The sequence below is a fragment of the Pseudomonas sp. TAE6080 genome (assembly GCF_018732265.1).
GTDB lineage: Bacteria > Pseudomonadota > Gammaproteobacteria > Pseudomonadales > Pseudomonadaceae > Aquipseudomonas > Aquipseudomonas brenneri.
The window spans coordinates 97,321-113,267 of the sequence record NZ_JAHIDY010000002.1; the positions used below are offsets into that span (position 1 = coordinate 97,321).

At 62.0% G+C, this 15,947-nt stretch carries 16 protein-coding genes; 12 read left to right on the forward strand and 4 right to left on the reverse strand.

Annotated elements, in window-relative coordinates; all coding sequences use genetic code 11:
* Nucleotides 1-19: 19 nt before the first annotated feature.
* The gene (gene rph, locus KL786_RS02875; protein WP_029289820.1) at nucleotides 20-742 is read right to left on the reverse strand and encodes a ribonuclease PH; all 723 of its coding nucleotides are present in this window, start codon (nucleotides 740-742) and stop codon (nucleotides 20-22) included.
* A 232-nt stretch (nucleotides 743-974) separates the two neighbouring features.
* Between rph and KL786_RS02880 the strand changes: the two genes are divergently transcribed.
* From KL786_RS02880 to KL786_RS02905, 6 genes are all read left to right on the forward strand, one after another.
* Nucleotides 975-1,838 (forward strand): YicC/YloC family endoribonuclease, encoded by an 864-nt coding sequence (locus tag KL786_RS02880; RefSeq protein ID WP_215516670.1) that lies wholly within the window; start codon nucleotides 975-977, stop codon nucleotides 1,836-1,838.
* A gap of 10 nt (nucleotides 1,839-1,848) precedes the next feature.
* Nucleotides 1,849-2,469 (forward strand): guanylate kinase, encoded by a 621-nt coding sequence (gmk, locus tag KL786_RS02885; protein ID WP_169991068.1) that lies wholly within the window; start codon nucleotides 1,849-1,851, stop codon nucleotides 2,467-2,469.
* Between the two features lie 167 nt (nucleotides 2,470-2,636).
* Entirely contained in the window at nucleotides 2,637-2,900 is a 264-nt protein-coding gene (gene rpoZ, locus KL786_RS02890) for a DNA-directed RNA polymerase subunit omega (RefSeq protein ID WP_032856811.1), read from the forward strand.
* 60 nt (nucleotides 2,901-2,960) lie between these two features.
* Nucleotides 2,961-5,066, forward strand: a complete 2,106-nt coding sequence (gene spoT, locus KL786_RS02895; protein WP_215516671.1) for a bifunctional GTP diphosphokinase/guanosine-3',5'-bis pyrophosphate 3'-pyrophosphohydrolase — start codon at nucleotides 2,961-2,963, stop codon at nucleotides 5,064-5,066.
* Between the two features lie 38 nt (nucleotides 5,067-5,104).
* Nucleotides 5,105-5,485 (forward strand): deaminase RidA, encoded by a 381-nt coding sequence (ridA, locus tag KL786_RS02900; protein WP_025130815.1) that lies wholly within the window; start codon nucleotides 5,105-5,107, stop codon nucleotides 5,483-5,485.
* A 55-nt stretch (nucleotides 5,486-5,540) separates the two neighbouring features.
* Nucleotides 5,541-6,284 (forward strand): hypothetical protein, encoded by a 744-nt coding sequence (locus KL786_RS02905; protein ID WP_032856809.1) that lies wholly within the window; start codon nucleotides 5,541-5,543, stop codon nucleotides 6,282-6,284.
* A gap of 44 nt (nucleotides 6,285-6,328) precedes the next feature.
* Here KL786_RS02905 and KL786_RS02910 read toward each other — a convergent pair whose 3' ends face one another.
* Nucleotides 6,329-7,180 (reverse strand): SDR family oxidoreductase, encoded by an 852-nt coding sequence (locus KL786_RS02910; RefSeq protein ID WP_215516672.1) that lies wholly within the window; start codon nucleotides 7,178-7,180, stop codon nucleotides 6,329-6,331.
* Between the two features lie 190 nt (nucleotides 7,181-7,370).
* Here KL786_RS02910 and exbB point away from each other — a divergent pair, with 190 nt between their 5' ends.
* The 6 genes from exbB to KL786_RS02940 all read left to right on the forward strand — a co-directional run bounded on the left by exbB (nucleotide 7,371) and on the right by KL786_RS02940 (nucleotide 14,339).
* On the forward strand, nucleotides 7,371-8,387 hold the full coding sequence (gene exbB, locus KL786_RS02915; RefSeq protein ID WP_215516673.1) for a tonB-system energizer ExbB: 1,017 nt from the start codon (nucleotides 7,371-7,373) through the stop codon (nucleotides 8,385-8,387).
* A gap of 6 nt (nucleotides 8,388-8,393) precedes the next feature.
* Nucleotides 8,394-8,819 (forward strand): TonB system transport protein ExbD, encoded by a 426-nt coding sequence (exbD, locus tag KL786_RS02920; RefSeq protein WP_029289838.1) that lies wholly within the window; start codon nucleotides 8,394-8,396, stop codon nucleotides 8,817-8,819.
* Nucleotides 8,816-9,562: a TonB family protein gene (locus KL786_RS02925; protein ID WP_215516674.1), complete on the forward strand. Its 747-nt coding sequence runs from the start codon at nucleotides 8,816-8,818 to the stop codon at nucleotides 9,560-9,562. Before exbD ends, KL786_RS02925 begins: the two co-directional genes overlap by 4 nt.
* A 159-nt stretch (nucleotides 9,563-9,721) precedes the next feature.
* Nucleotides 9,722-10,642: a hydrogen peroxide-inducible genes activator gene (locus KL786_RS02930; protein WP_032856799.1), complete on the forward strand. Its 921-nt coding sequence runs from the start codon at nucleotides 9,722-9,724 to the stop codon at nucleotides 10,640-10,642.
* Between the two features lie 8 nt (nucleotides 10,643-10,650).
* Complete coding sequence (gene recG / locus KL786_RS02935) at nucleotides 10,651-12,726, forward strand: ATP-dependent DNA helicase RecG (RefSeq protein WP_215516675.1); 2,076 nt, start codon at nucleotides 10,651-10,653, stop codon at nucleotides 12,724-12,726.
* Nucleotides 12,727-12,938: 212 nt separating this feature from the next.
* Nucleotides 12,939-14,339 carry an aminoacyl-tRNA deacylase and HDOD domain-containing protein gene (locus KL786_RS02940; protein ID WP_215516676.1) on the forward strand — a complete coding sequence of 467 codons (1,401 nt, stop codon included), beginning with the start codon at nucleotides 12,939-12,941 and terminating at the stop codon, nucleotides 14,337-14,339.
* Nucleotides 14,340-14,461: 122 nt separating this feature from the next.
* On the opposite strand, the gene KL786_RS02945 is transcribed toward KL786_RS02940, so the two are convergent.
* Both KL786_RS02945 and tagQ read right to left on the reverse strand, forming a co-directional pair.
* Nucleotides 14,462-14,839 (reverse strand): SCP2 sterol-binding domain-containing protein, encoded by a 378-nt coding sequence (locus KL786_RS02945; protein ID WP_215516677.1) that lies wholly within the window; start codon nucleotides 14,837-14,839, stop codon nucleotides 14,462-14,464.
* A gap of 124 nt (nucleotides 14,840-14,963) precedes the next feature.
* Nucleotides 14,964-15,893 carry a type VI secretion system-associated lipoprotein TagQ gene (gene tagQ, locus KL786_RS02950; RefSeq protein ID WP_215516678.1) on the reverse strand — a complete coding sequence of 310 codons (930 nt, stop codon included), beginning with the start codon at nucleotides 15,891-15,893 and terminating at the stop codon, nucleotides 14,964-14,966.
* Between the last annotated feature and the right edge of the window lie 54 nt (nucleotides 15,894-15,947).

Consider the following 15,947-nt stretch of genomic DNA (forward strand, 5'->3'; position numbering starts at 1 on the left):
TTGCTCCTTGAGGCTGGTCTCAGTCAGCCAGTGCGGCGGTCTGCAGTTCGAAGATTTCGCTCATGCCTTTCTGGGCCAGGGCCAGCATGGCGTTCAGGTCTGCCGGCTGGAACGGCGCGCCTTCGGCGGTGCCCTGCACTTCGATGAAACCACCGGTGCTGGTCATGACCACGTTCAGGTCGGTCTCGGCCGCCGAGTCTTCCAGGTAGTCCAGGTCCAGCACCGGCTCGCCTTGGTACATGCCCACCGAAACAGCGGCAATCATCTGCTTGAGCGGGTCGCCGCCTTTCAGGCCGCCGCGCTTCTTGATCACTTTCAACGCGTCGACCAGGGCCACCATGGCGCCAGTAATGGATGCAGTGCGAGTGCCGCCGTCGGCCTGGATCACGTCGCAATCGACGTACAGGGTCACATCGCCCAGTTTAGACATGTCCAGCGCAGCGCGCAGGGAGCGGCCGATCAGGCGCTGGATTTCCAGGGTGCGGCCGCCCTGCTTGCCACGGCTGGCTTCACGCTGGTTACGCTCGCCGGTGGCGCGCGGCAACATGCCGTATTCGGCGGTCAACCAACCCTGGCCCTGGCCCTTGAGGAAACGTGGCACGCCATTTTCAACGCTGACGGTGCAGATGACCTTGGTATCGCCAAACTCGACCAGTACAGATCCCTCGGCGTGTTTGGTGTAGTTGCGGGTGATGCGGATCGAGCGGAGCTGATCGGCAGCGCGACCACTTGGACGTTTCATAGGGGATACCTGTACTGAGGACGAAAAACTGCCGAGCATTATAGAGCCGCAGGCCACTTCTCGGCACTGCTAATAAATCCGGTTACGAATAGACACCCCTGGCACCCTTTGTCACAGCCAGCATTTGGGGGCGCTCGCCCCGTTGCGCTACAATCCTGCGCCTTCGCAGCCACTTGGCTTCAATCTACCTATCAGCCCGCCCGTTTGCGGGACTGTATCGCGAGGTACCTCCATGGTGCATAGCATGACCGCCTTCGCCCGCGTCGAAAAAGCCGGCGTCCAGGGCACCCTGAGCTGGGAATTGCGCTCGGTCAACAGCCGCTACCTGGAGCCGCACCTGCGCCTGCCCGAGGCCTTTCGCGACCTTGAAGGCGCAGTGCGCGAAGCCCTGCGCGCCGGCATCTCGCGCGGCAAGCTGGAATGCACCCTGCGCTTTACCGAAGAAACCACCGGCAAGCCACTGCAGGTTGACCGCGAGCGCGCTGCACAGTTGGTCGCCGCCGCCGAAACCATTGCCAGCCTGATCAAGCAGCCGGCGGCACTGAACCCCCTGGAAGTCCTGGCCTGGCCCGGCGTACTGGTGGCTGACGCCACTGACCCGCAGGCACTGAACGCCGAAGCCCTGACCCTGTTCAACCAGGGCCTCAAGGAGCTCAAGGCCGGCCGCGAGCGCGAAGGCGCCGAACTGGCCCGCCTGATCAGCGAGCGCCTGACGGCCATCGAAGAAGACGTCGTGACCCTACGTGAACTGGTGCCGCAAATGCTGGCCACCCAGCGCCAGAAGGTGCTCGACCGCTTCACCGACATGAAGGCCGACCTCGACCCGGTACGCCTGGAACAGGAAATGGTCCTGCTCGCGCAAAAAAGCGACGTCGCCGAAGAACTCGACCGCCTGAGCACCCACATCCTGGAGGTGCGTCGCGTACTCAAGTCGGCTGGTGCCGCTGGTCGGCGCCTGGACTTCCTGATGCAGGAACTCAACCGCGAAGCCAATACACTGGGCTCCAAAGCCTTCGACCCGCGCAGCACCCAGGCTGCGGTCAACCTCAAAGTGTTGATCGAGCAAATGCGCGAACAAGTACAGAATATTGAGTAAGGCAACTCCCATGACCCACAGCACCGGCACCCTGTACATCATTTCCGCCCCCTCGGGCGCGGGCAAAAGCAGCTTGGTCAAGGCCCTGACTGACACCAACCCGGAGATCCGCGTATCGGTCTCCCACACCACCCGCGCCATGCGCCCCGGTGAGGTGAACGGCGTGAACTATCACTTCGTCGAGCGCAGCGAGTTCGTGAAGATGATCGAACATGGCGACTTCCTGGAGCGTGCCGAAGTGTTCGGCAATCTCTATGGCACGTCCCAGAGCCATTTGCAGCAGACCCTGGACGAAGGCCACGACCTGATCCTGGAAATCGACTGGCAGGGCGCCGAACAGGTGCGCCAATTGATGCCCAAGGCGCGCTCGATCTTCATTTTGCCGCCGTCCCTGGAGGCCTTGCACCAGCGCCTGACCAATCGCGGCCAGGACAGCGACGAGATCATCGACGGGCGCATGCGCGAAGCGGTCAGCGAAATGAGCCACTATGTCGACTACGACTACCTGATCATCAACGACGATTTTGCCCACGCCCTGGACGACCTGAAGGCAATTTTCCGCGCCAATCAGCTCCAGCAAAAACGTCAACAACAGCGTTTTGGCAAATTGTTGGCCGAACTGCTCGGTTGAATGGCTCTTCCCAAAACCGCTGCAAGGGCCTTACATTGGCACTTGTAGCGTGTTTGCCGGGGCCTGCGCAAAATCAGCGCTTCCCTAAACGCTGGTGATTTTTTAAACTGTTGAGTCCGCTCGCCCAACCGGGCAGCGCGCATCTTGCATTCGCTCCGAGGAATACCATGGCCCGCGTAACCGTTGAAGACTGCCTAGAACACGTGGATAACCGCTTTGAGCTGGTCATGCTCTCTACCAAGCGTGCCCGTCAATTGGCCACTGGCGGCAAAGAGCCGTTGCTCAATTGGGAAAATGACAAGCCTACCGTGATGGCCCTGCGCGAAATCGCTGCCGGCGTGATGAGCTATGACTACATCGCCAGCGCTGAAATCGTTGAAGACGAACCGCTGTTTGCAGCGTTCGAGGACGAGTCCAACGAGGCCGTCTAAGCCTATGCCTGGTCGACGTAGCACGGCGCGGGGTCACAGCCTACGGCAGGAGTTAATACTTTGCCGAGCATAGACGCCCTCGCCGATCGCTTATCGACCTACCTCGGTACCGACCAGGTCAACCTGGTCCGCCGAGCGTATTTCTACGCCGAACAAGCCCACGACGGCCAACGCCGCCGCAGCGGCGAGGCGTACGTCACCCATCCTCTTGCGGTGGCCAATATTCTTGCCGACATGCACATGGACCATCAAAGCCTGATGGCCGCGATGCTGCATGACGTGATCGAAGACACCGGCATTGCCAAGGAAGCGCTCAGTGCGCAATTTGGCGAAACCGTGGCCGACCTGGTCGACGGGGTCAGCAAGCTGACCCAGATGAACTTCGAGACCAAGGCCGAGGCCCAGGCGGAAAACTTCCAGAAGATGGCCATGGCCATGGCCCGGGATATCCGGGTGATCCTGGTCAAGCTGGCCGACCGGCTGCACAACATGCGCACGCTGGAAGTGCTGTCCGGTGAAAAGCGCCGGCGCATCGCCAAGGAAACCCTGGAAATCTACGCGCCCATCGCCAACCGGCTGGGCATGCATGCCATTCGTATCGAATTCGAAGACCTTGGCTTCAAGGCGATGCACCCGATGCGCTCGGCGCGCATTTACCAGGCGGTCAAGCGCGCCCGGGGCAATCGCAAGGAAATCGTCAACAAGATCGAAGAGTCCCTGAGCCATTGCCTGGCAATCGACGAGATTGAAGGCGAGGTCAGCGGGCGGCAGAAGCATATCTACGGCATCTACAAGAAGATGCGCGGCAAGCGCCGAGCCTTCAACGAGATCATGGACGTGTATGCGTTCCGGATCATCGTCGACAAGGTCGATACCTGTTACCGCGTGCTGGGCGCTGTACATAATTTGTACAAACCCCTGCCGGGGCGTTTCAAGGACTACATCGCCATTCCCAAGGCCAACGGCTACCAGTCGCTGCATACCACGCTGTTCGGTATGCATGGGGTGCCGATCGAGATCCAGATCCGCACCCGGGAAATGGAAGAAATGGCCAACAACGGTATCGCCGCCCATTGGCTGTACAAATCCAGTGGCGACGAGCAGCCAAAAGGCACCCATGCCCGCGCCCGCCAGTGGGTCAAGGGCGTGCTGGAAATGCAGCAACGTGCTGGCAACTCCCTGGAATTCATCGAAAGCGTGAAGATTGACCTGTTCCCGGACGAGGTCTACGTGTTCACGCCCAAAGGCCGGATCATGGAGCTGCCCAAAGGCTCCACGGCGGTCGACTTTGCCTACGCGGTCCACACCGACGTCGGCAACAGCTGCATCGCCTGTCGGATCAATCGTCGCCTGGCCCCGCTGTCGGAACCGCTGCAAAGCGGCTCCACCGTGGAGATCGTCAGCGCGCCAGGGGCCCGGCCGAATCCGGCGTGGCTCAACTTCGTGGTCACCGGCAAGGCACGTACCCATATTCGCCACGCGCTGAAGCTGCAACGCCGCTCCGAGTCCATCAGCCTGGGCGAACGCCTGCTGAACAAGGTACTCAACGGTTTCGACAGTTCCCTGGAGAAGATCCCCGCCGAGCGCGTGCTGGCGATCCTCCACGAGTACCGCCAGGAAACCATTGAGGACTTGCTCGAAGACATCGGCCTGGGCAACCGCATGGCCTACGTCGTCGCCCGCCGCCTGCTGGGCGAAGGCGAGCAACTGCCGAGCCCCGAAGGCCCACTGGCCATTCGCGGCACCGAGGGTCTGGTCCTCAGCTACGCCAAGTGCTGCACACCGATCCCGGGCGACCCGATTGTCGGGCACCTGTCCGCCGGCAAAGGCATGGTGGTGCACCTGGACAACTGCCGCAATATCAGTGAAATCCGCCACAACCCGGAAAAATGCATCCAGCTGTCATGGGCCAAAGATGTCACCGGCGAATTCAACGTCGAGCTGCGGGTCGAGCTGGAGCACCAGCGCGGGCTGATCGCCTTGCTGGCCAGCAGCGTCAACGCGGCCGATGGCAATATCGAAAAAATCAGCATGGACGAACGCGATGGTCGCATCAGCGTGGTCCAACTGGTGGTCAGCGTGCACGACCGTGTACACCTGGCCCGCGTGATCAAGAAACTGCGTGCCCTGACCGGGGTTATCCGCATCACTCGCATGCGCGCATAACGCCTCCCCTATAACCCGGACATTACAAGGAGTCATTCATGACCAAGACTGTTATCACCAGCGACAAGGCACCTGCCGCCATCGGTACTTATTCCCAGGCGATCAAGGCGGGCAACACCGTCTACATGTCCGGCCAGATCCCACTGGACCCAAAAACCATGGAGCTGGTTGAAGGCTTCGAAGCCCAGACCGTACAAGTCTTCGAAAACCTCAAGTCGGTAGCCGAAGCAGCGGGCGGTTCGTTCAAGGACATCGTCAAGCTCAACATCTTCCTCACCGACCTGAGCCACTTCGCCAAGGTCAACGAGATCATGGGCAAGTACTTCGAACAACCCTACCCAGCCCGCGCCGCCATTGGCGTTGCCGCCCTGCCCAAGGGTTCGCAGGTTGAGATGGACGCGATTCTGGTCATCGAGTAATACATGCGGCGCAACCCAATAGGTTGCGCCGACTTCGTTTTAAAAGGATTTCGTCATGCGCAAAGCGCTCGTTGCCTCCACGCTGCTCGCCCTGCTCCTTGGCGGCTGCGCCAGCAATCCAGCCGACCGGGATGTGAGCGGTACCTGGATCAACCAGGTCGCCATCGATGCGGCGTCCAAGGGCGGCCCTTTGCGTGAAGCCCTGCAAGCCTATGGCCCGAACCTCGAATGGGAGGTCAACACCCGGGCCTACCAGGCGCGCTACTTCAATGGCTTCGAACGGCCTGAAGGCAAGCTGGAAGGTGAAAAGTCAGGCACCTGGAACGTCGACTTCTACGGCAGCTCCACCACCGAACTCAAGCGTGACGGCAAGCAGTTGCTGCAAGTGGCCAACGACAACGAGCCCGAACAGCTCTTTGATCGCCCCAAGGACCCCGCCCCCGAAGGCGCACCCCTGGGTGCCAACTTCGAGCGCGCGCTGTACTCGGCTTATATGGGCGGTAGCTGGAAAATCACCAGCGGCAGCGGCAGCGGCGCGACCGTGCAGTTCCAAGCCAACGGCCAAGTGACCGGCCTGCCGGGCGCTGACCAGTATTCGCTGTGCCTGGCAGGCGATTGCGCGTCCATGAGCGGTGGCTACGACAGCATCTGGTTGCAACAAGGCGGCCAGGGCAACCCGTGGATCTTCAGCCGCAATGACAAGCAACTGGAGATTTTCCAGGCGATCAATACGTCCCAGGCCGACGAGGTGCCGTCGTTCACCCCTGGGCCGCGTCAGTGGTTGCTGGAAAAACAGTAACCTAAATGTGGGAGCAAGCCCGCTCCCACATTTTCAACCGCGCTTCAGCCTTTGAGGATGGCCGCATAGCCTTCGCGGTAGCTTGGATACGTTGGCGTCCAGCCCAACGCCTTGGCCCGCGCATTGCTGCACTGCTTGCTGCCCGCGCGCCGCACGCTGGCGTCTTCGGCCCACTCGGTGACCCCAAGATACTCACGCAGCCAGCCCACGACTTCAGACAGCGGCGCAGGCGCATCGTCGACACCGATATAAACCTTGTCCAGCGAACCGCCCTGCTCTACATGTTGCAGCAGAAAGGCGAGCAACCCGGCTGCATCATCGACATGTATGCGGTTGCCATACAAAGGTGGCTCGATCGCCACGCGATAGCCTTGACGCACCTGGCTCAACAGCCACTCACGACCCGGACCGTAAATGCCAGTCAGGCGCAGCGTCGTGGCCGGGATACCGCTGTTGAATGCCACTTGCTCGGCCTCCAGCATCACCTGCCCGGAATAGCCGACAGCCTGGGTGGCCGAGCTCTCATCGACCCACTCGCCATCCTGCTGGCCGTAGACACTGCTGCTGGAGACGAAAACAAGATGCTTGGGCTCCTGGCCATAGTCGCCCAGCCACTCCAGCACATGCTGCAAGCCCTGGACATAAGCCTTGCGGTAGCCCGCCTCGTCGTGATCGGTTGCAGCGGCGCAGTACACCAGGTAATCCACGCCGCCGATCGGCCACGTGTCGGGACACTCTTTATTGAACAGGTCACCGGCAATGCCAATCACCCCTTCCGGCAGGCGCGAGACATTGCGTCGCAGGCCATGCACCTCCCATCCCGCGGCCAGCAATTGACTTGCCAGCCGGCTCCCTACATCACCACAACCGGCAATCACCACAGAAGGCGCAGACATCACAGAACTCCGTTCTCAAAGGTCTAGATTAGCCCTCGCAGGTGACCAGCGGCCAGAAAAAGCACAAATAAAGTTACTGTATTACTTCTGTTAACAAGAATTACTTGCAATAATAACCGCCCGTTTGTCCTCGGCCGCCCTCCGGCCTGGCAGGACAATTACTTATTTTCAACTCTCAGGTCCGGCCAGCATGACACGCAATAACCTCCCCGCTTCGCCAACCAAGCCTCACAGCCCGTCCCGCGCCTGGCGCGCGATTGCTGCGGTGCTGTTCAGCGCCTTGCTGGCACCGACCGCCGCTTTCGCCGATGTCACGGCCCCGGCTACCCCGCCGGCCGCTACTGCGCCGGCCCCGGCCGCCGCAGCACCCGCACCTGAGCAAAATGCCGCAGTACCCGGCGCCCCGGCTGCCGCACCTGCCGCCACCGACCCGGCCGCTGCCGAAGGCGTAGCCCCCACAGATGAAACCGGTCTTGTCCTGGAAGAAGACAACACCCTGGGCATGGCCCACGACCTGTCGCCTTGGGGCATGTACCAAAACGCTGACATCATCGTGAAGATCGTGATGATCGGCCTGGCCATTGCCTCGATCATCACCTGGACCATCTGGATCGCCAAGGGCTTCGAGCTGCTGGGCGCCAAACGTCGCCTGCGCACCGAAATCGCCAACCTGAAAAAAGCCACCACCCTCAAGGAAGCCAGCGAAAGCGCGGCCATCAAGGGCACCCTCGCGCACCTGCTGGTGCACGACGCCCTGGAAGAAATGCGCCTGTCGGCCAACACCCGTGAGAAGGAAGGCATCAAGGAGCGTGTGAGTTTCCGCCTTGAGCGCCTGGTAGCGGCCTGCGGTCGCAACATGAGCAATGGCACCGGCGTGCTGGCAACCATCGGTTCCACCGCACCGTTTGTCGGCCTGTTCGGTACCGTGTGGGGCATCATGAACAGCTTCATCGGCATCGCCAAGACCCAGACCACCAACCTCGCCGTCGTCGCTCCCGGGATTGCCGAAGCCCTGCTGGCAACTGCCCTGGGCCTGGTCGCCGCGATTCCAGCGGTGGTGATCTACAACGTGTTCGCCCGTTCGATCGCCGGCTACAAGGCCCAGGTGTCGGATGCTTCGGCAGAAGTTCTGTTGCTGGTCAGCCGTGACCTCGATCACCTGCCTACCGAGCGCAGCTCGCAACCGCACATGGTGAAAGTGGGGTAATCGGCCATGGGCCTGCATTTGAATCAAGGTGACGACGAGCTCGTCGAGAACCACGAAATCAACGTCACGCCGTTTATCGACGTGATGCTGGTGCTGCTGATCATCTTCATGGTCGCAGCACCCCTGGCTACGGTGGACATCAAGGTCGACCTCCCCGCCTCCAGCGCGAAACCCGCGCCGCGACCGGAGAAACCGGTGTTCCTCAGCGTCAAGGCTGACCAACGCCTGTTCCTGGGCGAAGAAGAAGTCAAATCCGAAACCCTCGGTGCGGTGCTCGACGCCCGGACCCAGGGCAAGAAGGACACGACGATCTTCTTCCAGGCCGACAAAGGCGTGGACTACGGCGACCTGATGAGCGTGATGGATGCCCTGCGGGCGGCCGGCTACCTCAAGGTCGGTCTGGTCGGACTTGAGACGGCAGCCAAGAAATGATCACGACGCGCCACAAACTGACGCGTTATGGCACCAGCCTCGCCGTCGTGCTGGGCGTCCACGCCGTCGCGATCATCCTCGCGCTCCAGTGGTCGGCGCCACACATGGTGCAGTTGCCACCGGCGGCCATGGTCATCGACCTGGCGCCGATGCCGGCGCCACCCCCTCCGGCTCCGCCGAAGGTGGTGACGCCACCGCAACCGCCGGCACCGGTGGAAGAGTTGCCATTGCCGAAACTGGCCGAGGCACCGAAACCCACCATTTCCGTGCCCAAGCCGGTCAAGCCAAAGCCCAAGCCACAGCCGCCCAAGCCGGAGAAAAAGGTCGAGCCGCCCAAGGAGAAACCTTCCGAGGATCCGCCAAGCGAAAGCCCGGCGAATAATGCGCCTTCGGAAAAGTCGGCGCAGCCGCAACCCGGCCCTTCTCCGGCGCAGGTCGCGGCCAAGGCGACGTGGGAAAGTACGCTGCTCGGTCACTTGGCGAAATACAAGAAGTACCCGCCAGGCGCCCAGGCCCGTGGCAAGGAAGGCTTGAACCGCTTGCGGTTCGTGGTGGATGCCGAAGGCAAGGTGCTGTCCTATGAACTGGTGGGCCGCTCCGGCAACGCCGACCTGGACCGCGCTACCCTGGAGATGATCCGTCGTGCCCAGCCGCTGCCCAAGCCACCGGCCGATATGTTGAAAAACGGCAGCATCGAAATCGTTGCGCCGTTTGTCTACAACATCGAGAAACGTCGCCGCTGATCCCCTGTCTGTATGAGCAGGCTTGCCTGCTCATACAGACAGTCCCAGGCTTCAGCAAAATCCCCCGCACAAACCGCTCAATCCCCACTCCAGTTCTGATAACGTGCGCCTATCGATTGCAGCCGGTATGCTTGGCCCGCAACCTCATGGACGCCCGCTATGACTCTTACAGAATTACGCTACATCGTGACCCTCGCCCAAGAGCAACACTTCGGCCATGCCGCAGAACGTTGCCATGTCAGCCAGCCGACGCTGTCGGTGGGTGTGAAGAAGCTTGAAGACGAACTCGGTGTGCTGATTTTCGAGCGCAGCAAAAGCGCCGTGCGCCTCACCCCGGTAGGCGAAGGCATTGTTGCCCAGGCCCAGAAGGTGCTGGAGCAGGCCCAGAGCATTCGTGAGCTGGCCCAGGCCGGCAAGAACCAACTGACCGCCCCGCTGAAAGTCGGCGCGATCTACACCGTCGGCCCGTACCTGTTCCCGCACCTGATCCCGCAACTGCACCGCGTCGCGCCGCAGATGCCGCTGTATATCGAAGAAAACTTCACCCACGTGTTGCGCGACAAGCTGCGCAACGGTGAGTTGGACGCGATCATCATCGCCCTACCATTCAACGAAGCCGACGTGCTGACGCTACCGCTCTACGACGAGCCGTTCTCTGTGCTGATGCCTGCGTCCCATCCATGGACCCAGAAAGACACGATCGACGCCAGCCTGCTCAACGACAAGAGCCTGCTGCTGCTTGGCGAAGGCCACTGCTTCCGTGACCAGGTGCTGGAGGCCTGCCCAACCCTGAGCAAGGGCAACGACGGCGCCAAACACACCACCGTGGAGTCCAGCTCCCTGGAGACCATTCGCCACATGGTAGCGTCCGGCCTGGGCATCTCGATCCTGCCGCTGTCGGCCGTGGACAGCCATCACTACGCTGCCGGCGTGATTGAAGTGCGTCCGCTCACCCCGCCCGTGCCATTCCGTACCGTGGCGATTGCGTGGCGTGCCAGTTTCCCGCGCCCCAAAGCGATTGATATCCTCGCCGACTCGATCCGCCTGTGCTCGGTGGCCAAGCCGCCTGCTGCGAGCTAAGCACTTGTATGACTGAACTGTCGCAGGTGTCGGTGACGGCACTCAAGGGTGTCGGTGAAGCCATGGCCGAGAAACTGGCCAAGGTTGGCCTGGAAAACCTCCAGGACGTGCTGTTTCACCTGCCCCTGCGTTACCAGGACCGCACCCGTGTGGTGCCCATCGGCCATCTGCGCCCCGGGCAGGATGCCGTGGTCGAAGGCACCGTCAGCGGTGCCGATGTGGTGATGGGCAAGCGCCGCAGCCTGGTGGTGCGCCTGCAGGACGGTACCGGTGGCCTGAGCCTGCGCTTCTACCATTTCAGCAACGCACAAAAGGAAGGCCTCAAGCGTGGCACCCGCGTGCGTTGCTACGGTGAAGCCCGGCCGGGGGCCTCGGGCCTGGAAATCTATCACCCGGAATATCGTGCCATCACCGGCGACGAGCCACCACCCGTAGACACCACCCTCACCCCGATCTACCCGCTCACCGAAGGCCTGACGCAACAGCGCCTGCGCCAATTATGCATGCAGACCCTGGCCCTGCTCGGCCCGCAAAGCCTGCCCGACTGGCTACCGCAGGAGCTGGCCCGGGACTACCAATTGGCGCCCCTGGATGACGCGATCCGCTACCTGCACCATCCACCGGCCGATGCCGATGTCGATGAGCTGGCCCTCGGTCATCACTGGGCCCAACATCGCCTGGCCTTCGAAGAACTGCTGACCCACCAACTGTCCCAGCAACGCCTGCGCGAAAGCATGCGTTCCCTGCGCGCGCCGGCGATGCCCAAGGCCACGCGCCTGCCCGCGCAATACCTGGCCAACCTGGGCTTTGCGCCGACCGGTGCACAACAGCGCGTAGGCAATGAAATCGCCTACGACCTGAGCCAGAAAGAACCCATGTTGCGCCTGATCCAGGGCGACGTCGGTGCCGGCAAGACCGTGGTCGCCGCCCTGGCTGCGCTGCAGGCCCTGGAGGCCGGTTATCAAGTGGCCCTGATGGCGCCGACCGAGATCCTTGCCGAACAGCACTTCATCACCTTCAAGCGCTGGCTCGAACCCCTGGGCCTGGAAGTGGCGTGGCTAGCGGGCAAGCTCAAGGGCAAGAACCGCACGGCCGCCCTCGAACAGATCGCCGCCGGCGCACCGATGGTGGTGGGCACTCACGCGCTGTTCCAGGACGAAGTGAAATTCAAGAACCTGGCCCTGGTGATCATCGACGAACAGCACCGTTTCGGTGTGCAGCAACGCCTGGCCCTGCGCGAAAAAGGCGTGGGCGGACGGATGAATCCGCACCAGTTGATCATGACCGCCACCCCGATCCCACGCACCTTGGCCATGAGTGCCTACGCCGATCTCGACACCTCGATTCTCGATGAACTGCCGCCCGGCCGCACCCCGGTCAACACCGTGCTGGTCACCGACACCCGTCGGGTCGAAGTGATCGAACGGGTACGCGGGGCCTGCGCCGAAGGGCGCCAGGCCTATTGGGTGTGTACGCTGATCGAAGAGTCGGAAGAGCTGACCTGCCAGGCGGCCGAAACCACCTATGAAGACCTCACCAGCGCCTTGGGCGAGCTCAAGGTCGGATTGATCCACGGGCGCATGAAGCCTGCGGAAAAAGCCGCGGTGATGGCCGAGTTCAAGGCCGGCAACCTGCAACTGCTGGTGGCCACCACCGTGATTGAAGTCGGCGTGGATGTACCCAACGCCAGCCTGATGATCATTGAAAACCCCGAACGCCTGGGCCTGGCGCAACTGCACCAACTGCGCGGCCGTGTCGGCCGGGGCAGTGCCGCCAGCCACTGCGTGCTGCTCTACCATCCACCGCTGTCGCAGATTGGCCGCCAGCGACTGGGGATCATGCGCGAAACCAACGATGGCTTCGTGATTGCCGAAAAGGATCTGGAACTGCGCGGCCCCGGCGAGATGCTTGGCACCCGCCAGACCGGGTTGCTGCAATTCAAAGTGGCCGACCTGATGCGCGACGCCGACCTGCTGCCCGCTGTGCGCGACGCCGCCCAGGCCCTGCTGGAACGCTGGCCGCACCACGTCAGCCCGTTGCTCGATCGCTGGCTGCGTCATGGCCAGCAATACGGCCAGGTCTGACCCAGCGCCCCTGTAGGAGCGAGCTTGCTCGCGAAGAACTCACAGGCGCCACGTATATGCCGGTGCCCCGCGTTATCGTTAAGGTTCTTCGCGAGCAAGCTCGCTCCTACAGTAATGGGGAGCGCCAACACCATCACAAACCACAGTTAGACACCACTGCGCCGGACCAAGCTGGTTATACTCCAAGCAAATGTAGGAGATTGGATCCGGCCATGTCAGAAGTTGCCCACGCCACAGCCCCGCCGACCGCACCCTCGGTCATTCGGGACCTGCTCGCAAAACTCGCCATCAGCTACACGCAAGTCACCGAACACCCAGGGCTGAATCCGGCCCGAAAGGTTCAAGCGGTACTGCTCGATGACGCCGTGGGCGCCCTCATGGTGCTGTTCCCCCAGAGCCAGTTGCTAGACCTCAACCGCCTCACCGAACTGACCGGCCGCAACCTGACCGCTGTCTCGCCGGAACGCCTGGAGCGCATGCTCGGCAAACACAGCCTGAGCCTGTTGCCTGGCCTGCCACCGCTGACCAGTTCACCGTGCCTGTACGAAGAAAGTCTGCTGCGCGAGCCAACCCTGCTGGTGCATTCGGGCGAAGCCACGGTGCTGCTGGAAATCGCCAGCGATGACTTCAAGCGCATGCTGAGCAAGGCCAGTGCCGCCAACTTCGGCGAGCCCCTGAGCAGCATCCGGCCCAACTTCGACCGTCCTGCCGACGATCGTGACGAGATCACCCAGGCAATGCAGGCGTTTACCGCCCGCCGCATCCAGCAACGCCTGGAAGCTACCATCGAGATCCCGCCACTGGCCGATACCGCGCAGAAGATCATCAAGCTGCGGGTCGATCCCAACGCGACCATCGACGACATCACCGGCGTGGTCGAAACCGACCCGGCCCTGGCCGCGCAAGTAGTGAGCTGGGCGGCATCGCCGTACTACGCCTCGCCGGGCAAGATCCGCTCGGTAGAGGACGCCATTGTGCGCGTGCTGGGCTTCGACCTGGTGATCAACCTGGCCCTCGGCCTTGCGCTAGGCAAGACCTTGAGCCTGCCCAAAGACCATCCGCAACAGGCTACGCCCTACTGGCACCAGTCGATCTACACCGCGGCGGTAATCGAAGGCCTGACCCGTGCCATGCCGCGCGCCCAGCGCCCGGAAGCCGGCCTGACCTACTTGGCGGGCCTGCTGCACAACTTTGGCTATCTGTTGCTGGCCCACGTCTTCCCGCCGCACTTCTCGCTGATCTGCCGGCACCTGGAGGTCAACCCGCACCTGTGCCACAGCTATATCGAGCAACACTTGCTGGGGATCAGCCGCGAGCAGATCGGGGCCTGGTTGATGCGTTACTGGGACATGCCGCAAGAGCTGTCCACTGCCCTGCGCTTCCAGCATGACCCGACCTACGACGGCCAATACGCCGAATACCCGAACCTGGTGTGCCTGGCCGTGCGCCTGTTGCGCGGGCGCGGCATCGGCTCCGGGCCTGAGGCCGAGATCCCGGACGAGCTGCTGGAGCGCCTGGGCCTGGACCGCAGCAAAGCTGAGGATGTGGTGAGCAAGGTGCTGGATGCCGAGGTGTTGCTGCGGGAGTTGGCGTCGCAGTTCAGCCAGGGGTGAAGCGGGCGTCTGTCAAACCGCTATCGCAGGCAAGCCAGCTCCCACCGTTGACCGAGTTCCAACGTTGGAATGCGATCAAAATGTGGGAGCTGGCTTGCCTGCGATGAATCCAACTCGGTCTCTCAGGCCTTCTTTTTCTTCGGCTTCAAGTACTTGGTCAACCCCTGGAACCACATCACCAGCGCCGGGTTGCCCTTGATCTGGATCGACTTGTCCTGAATCCCTGTCATGAATGCCAGTTGCTTGTTCTTCGCCTGCATCGTGGCGAAGCCGTAGGCGGCGTCTTTGAAGGCAATCGCAAACGCAGGCTCCGGGTGGACACCCGAGCGGCTGGTGATGCGCTGGTCTTTGACGATGAAGTGACGGGCAACCTTGCCGTCGAGGGTCTGCAGCTGGAACGCCAGGTCCTTGTCACCCAACTGCTGTTGGAACGCGGGGTTGTTGCGGCTGGCTTTGCCCATCATCAGGCCCAGCACCCACAGGAGAAGACGAAATTTCATGCACACGGCCTCGGTGTAATTATTAAGTGGCCACGGCAGTTTAACGATTTGCAAACAGAACGCCACCGATCTTGCGCATTGGCAGAAGATCGGCTGGCGTTTAACGCTTATAGCAACATGTTACTCAGACATTAGGGCAAGGTACCGGTGCCCAGTCAGCCAGGTTTGGATCGCGGCAGGTGCCTTCGATCTGCGCTTTACCGGCGCTGGCCACTTGCTTGCTCTCGGCCTGCTTGACCTTGACGGTCTGGATGGTTTTCTCGGTGGTCACCGCTTCTGTCGGCACCTTGGGCAGTGGCGGACGCTTGGTCACGACTTTTGCGGTCGTTTTGCCTTTCTTCGCCGGCACTACCGCCGGGGTGGTCTCTGCCGTGGCCACGGTCACCACGTCATTGCGCTGCACGCCCACCTGTTGCAGGTCTTTCTCGTAGGCCTGGGTGTAGTTGTTCAGGTCTTCGCTGGCCTTGCCGTTGACCGCGACGACCAAGTCGTTGGACTCCTTGAGGCCAGCGACGATTTCCGCCAGGCGCTTACGGCCTTCGGTGTCGTTGACGGTCTTGGCCTTGCGGTCAGCCACAAGCTTAGTGAACGCGCTCTGGTAGCACTGCTGGGACGCCTTGGCGTACGCGGTGCTGCGGTCGATATCGGAGGCGCTTTTGTTGAAGTCAGTGGCGTAGGACGCGATGCGCTGGTTGTCGTCGCTGATCTGCTTCTGACGCTCGGTGTAGTAACCCGCTGCGCCGCCCGCCAGGGCACCGCCCGCAGCGCCAATGGCCGCGTTGCGGCCACGCTTGTCGGAGTCGCCGGTCAGGGCCCCCAGCAGCGCACCACCAGCGGCGCCAAGGGCAGCACCCGTGACAACCGACTTGGTCATGTCCGAATCGGTGGCACGCAGGTGCTGCACCGGCTCGTAGCAACTAGGGTAGTACTCGACCTTGGTGCTCGACGCGACCTTGGAGGCCGGCGACGTGGCGCAACCTGTCAGCACAGTGCTGAAGCCAGCCGCGATCAGCAGCAAGTGACGCTTGGAAACCGCCTTACGGGAAAAAAGCATAGGTGTGTTCTCTTTTAAGTTTGACTTGCCCAGCACGGCCCATGCCGCCTGAGT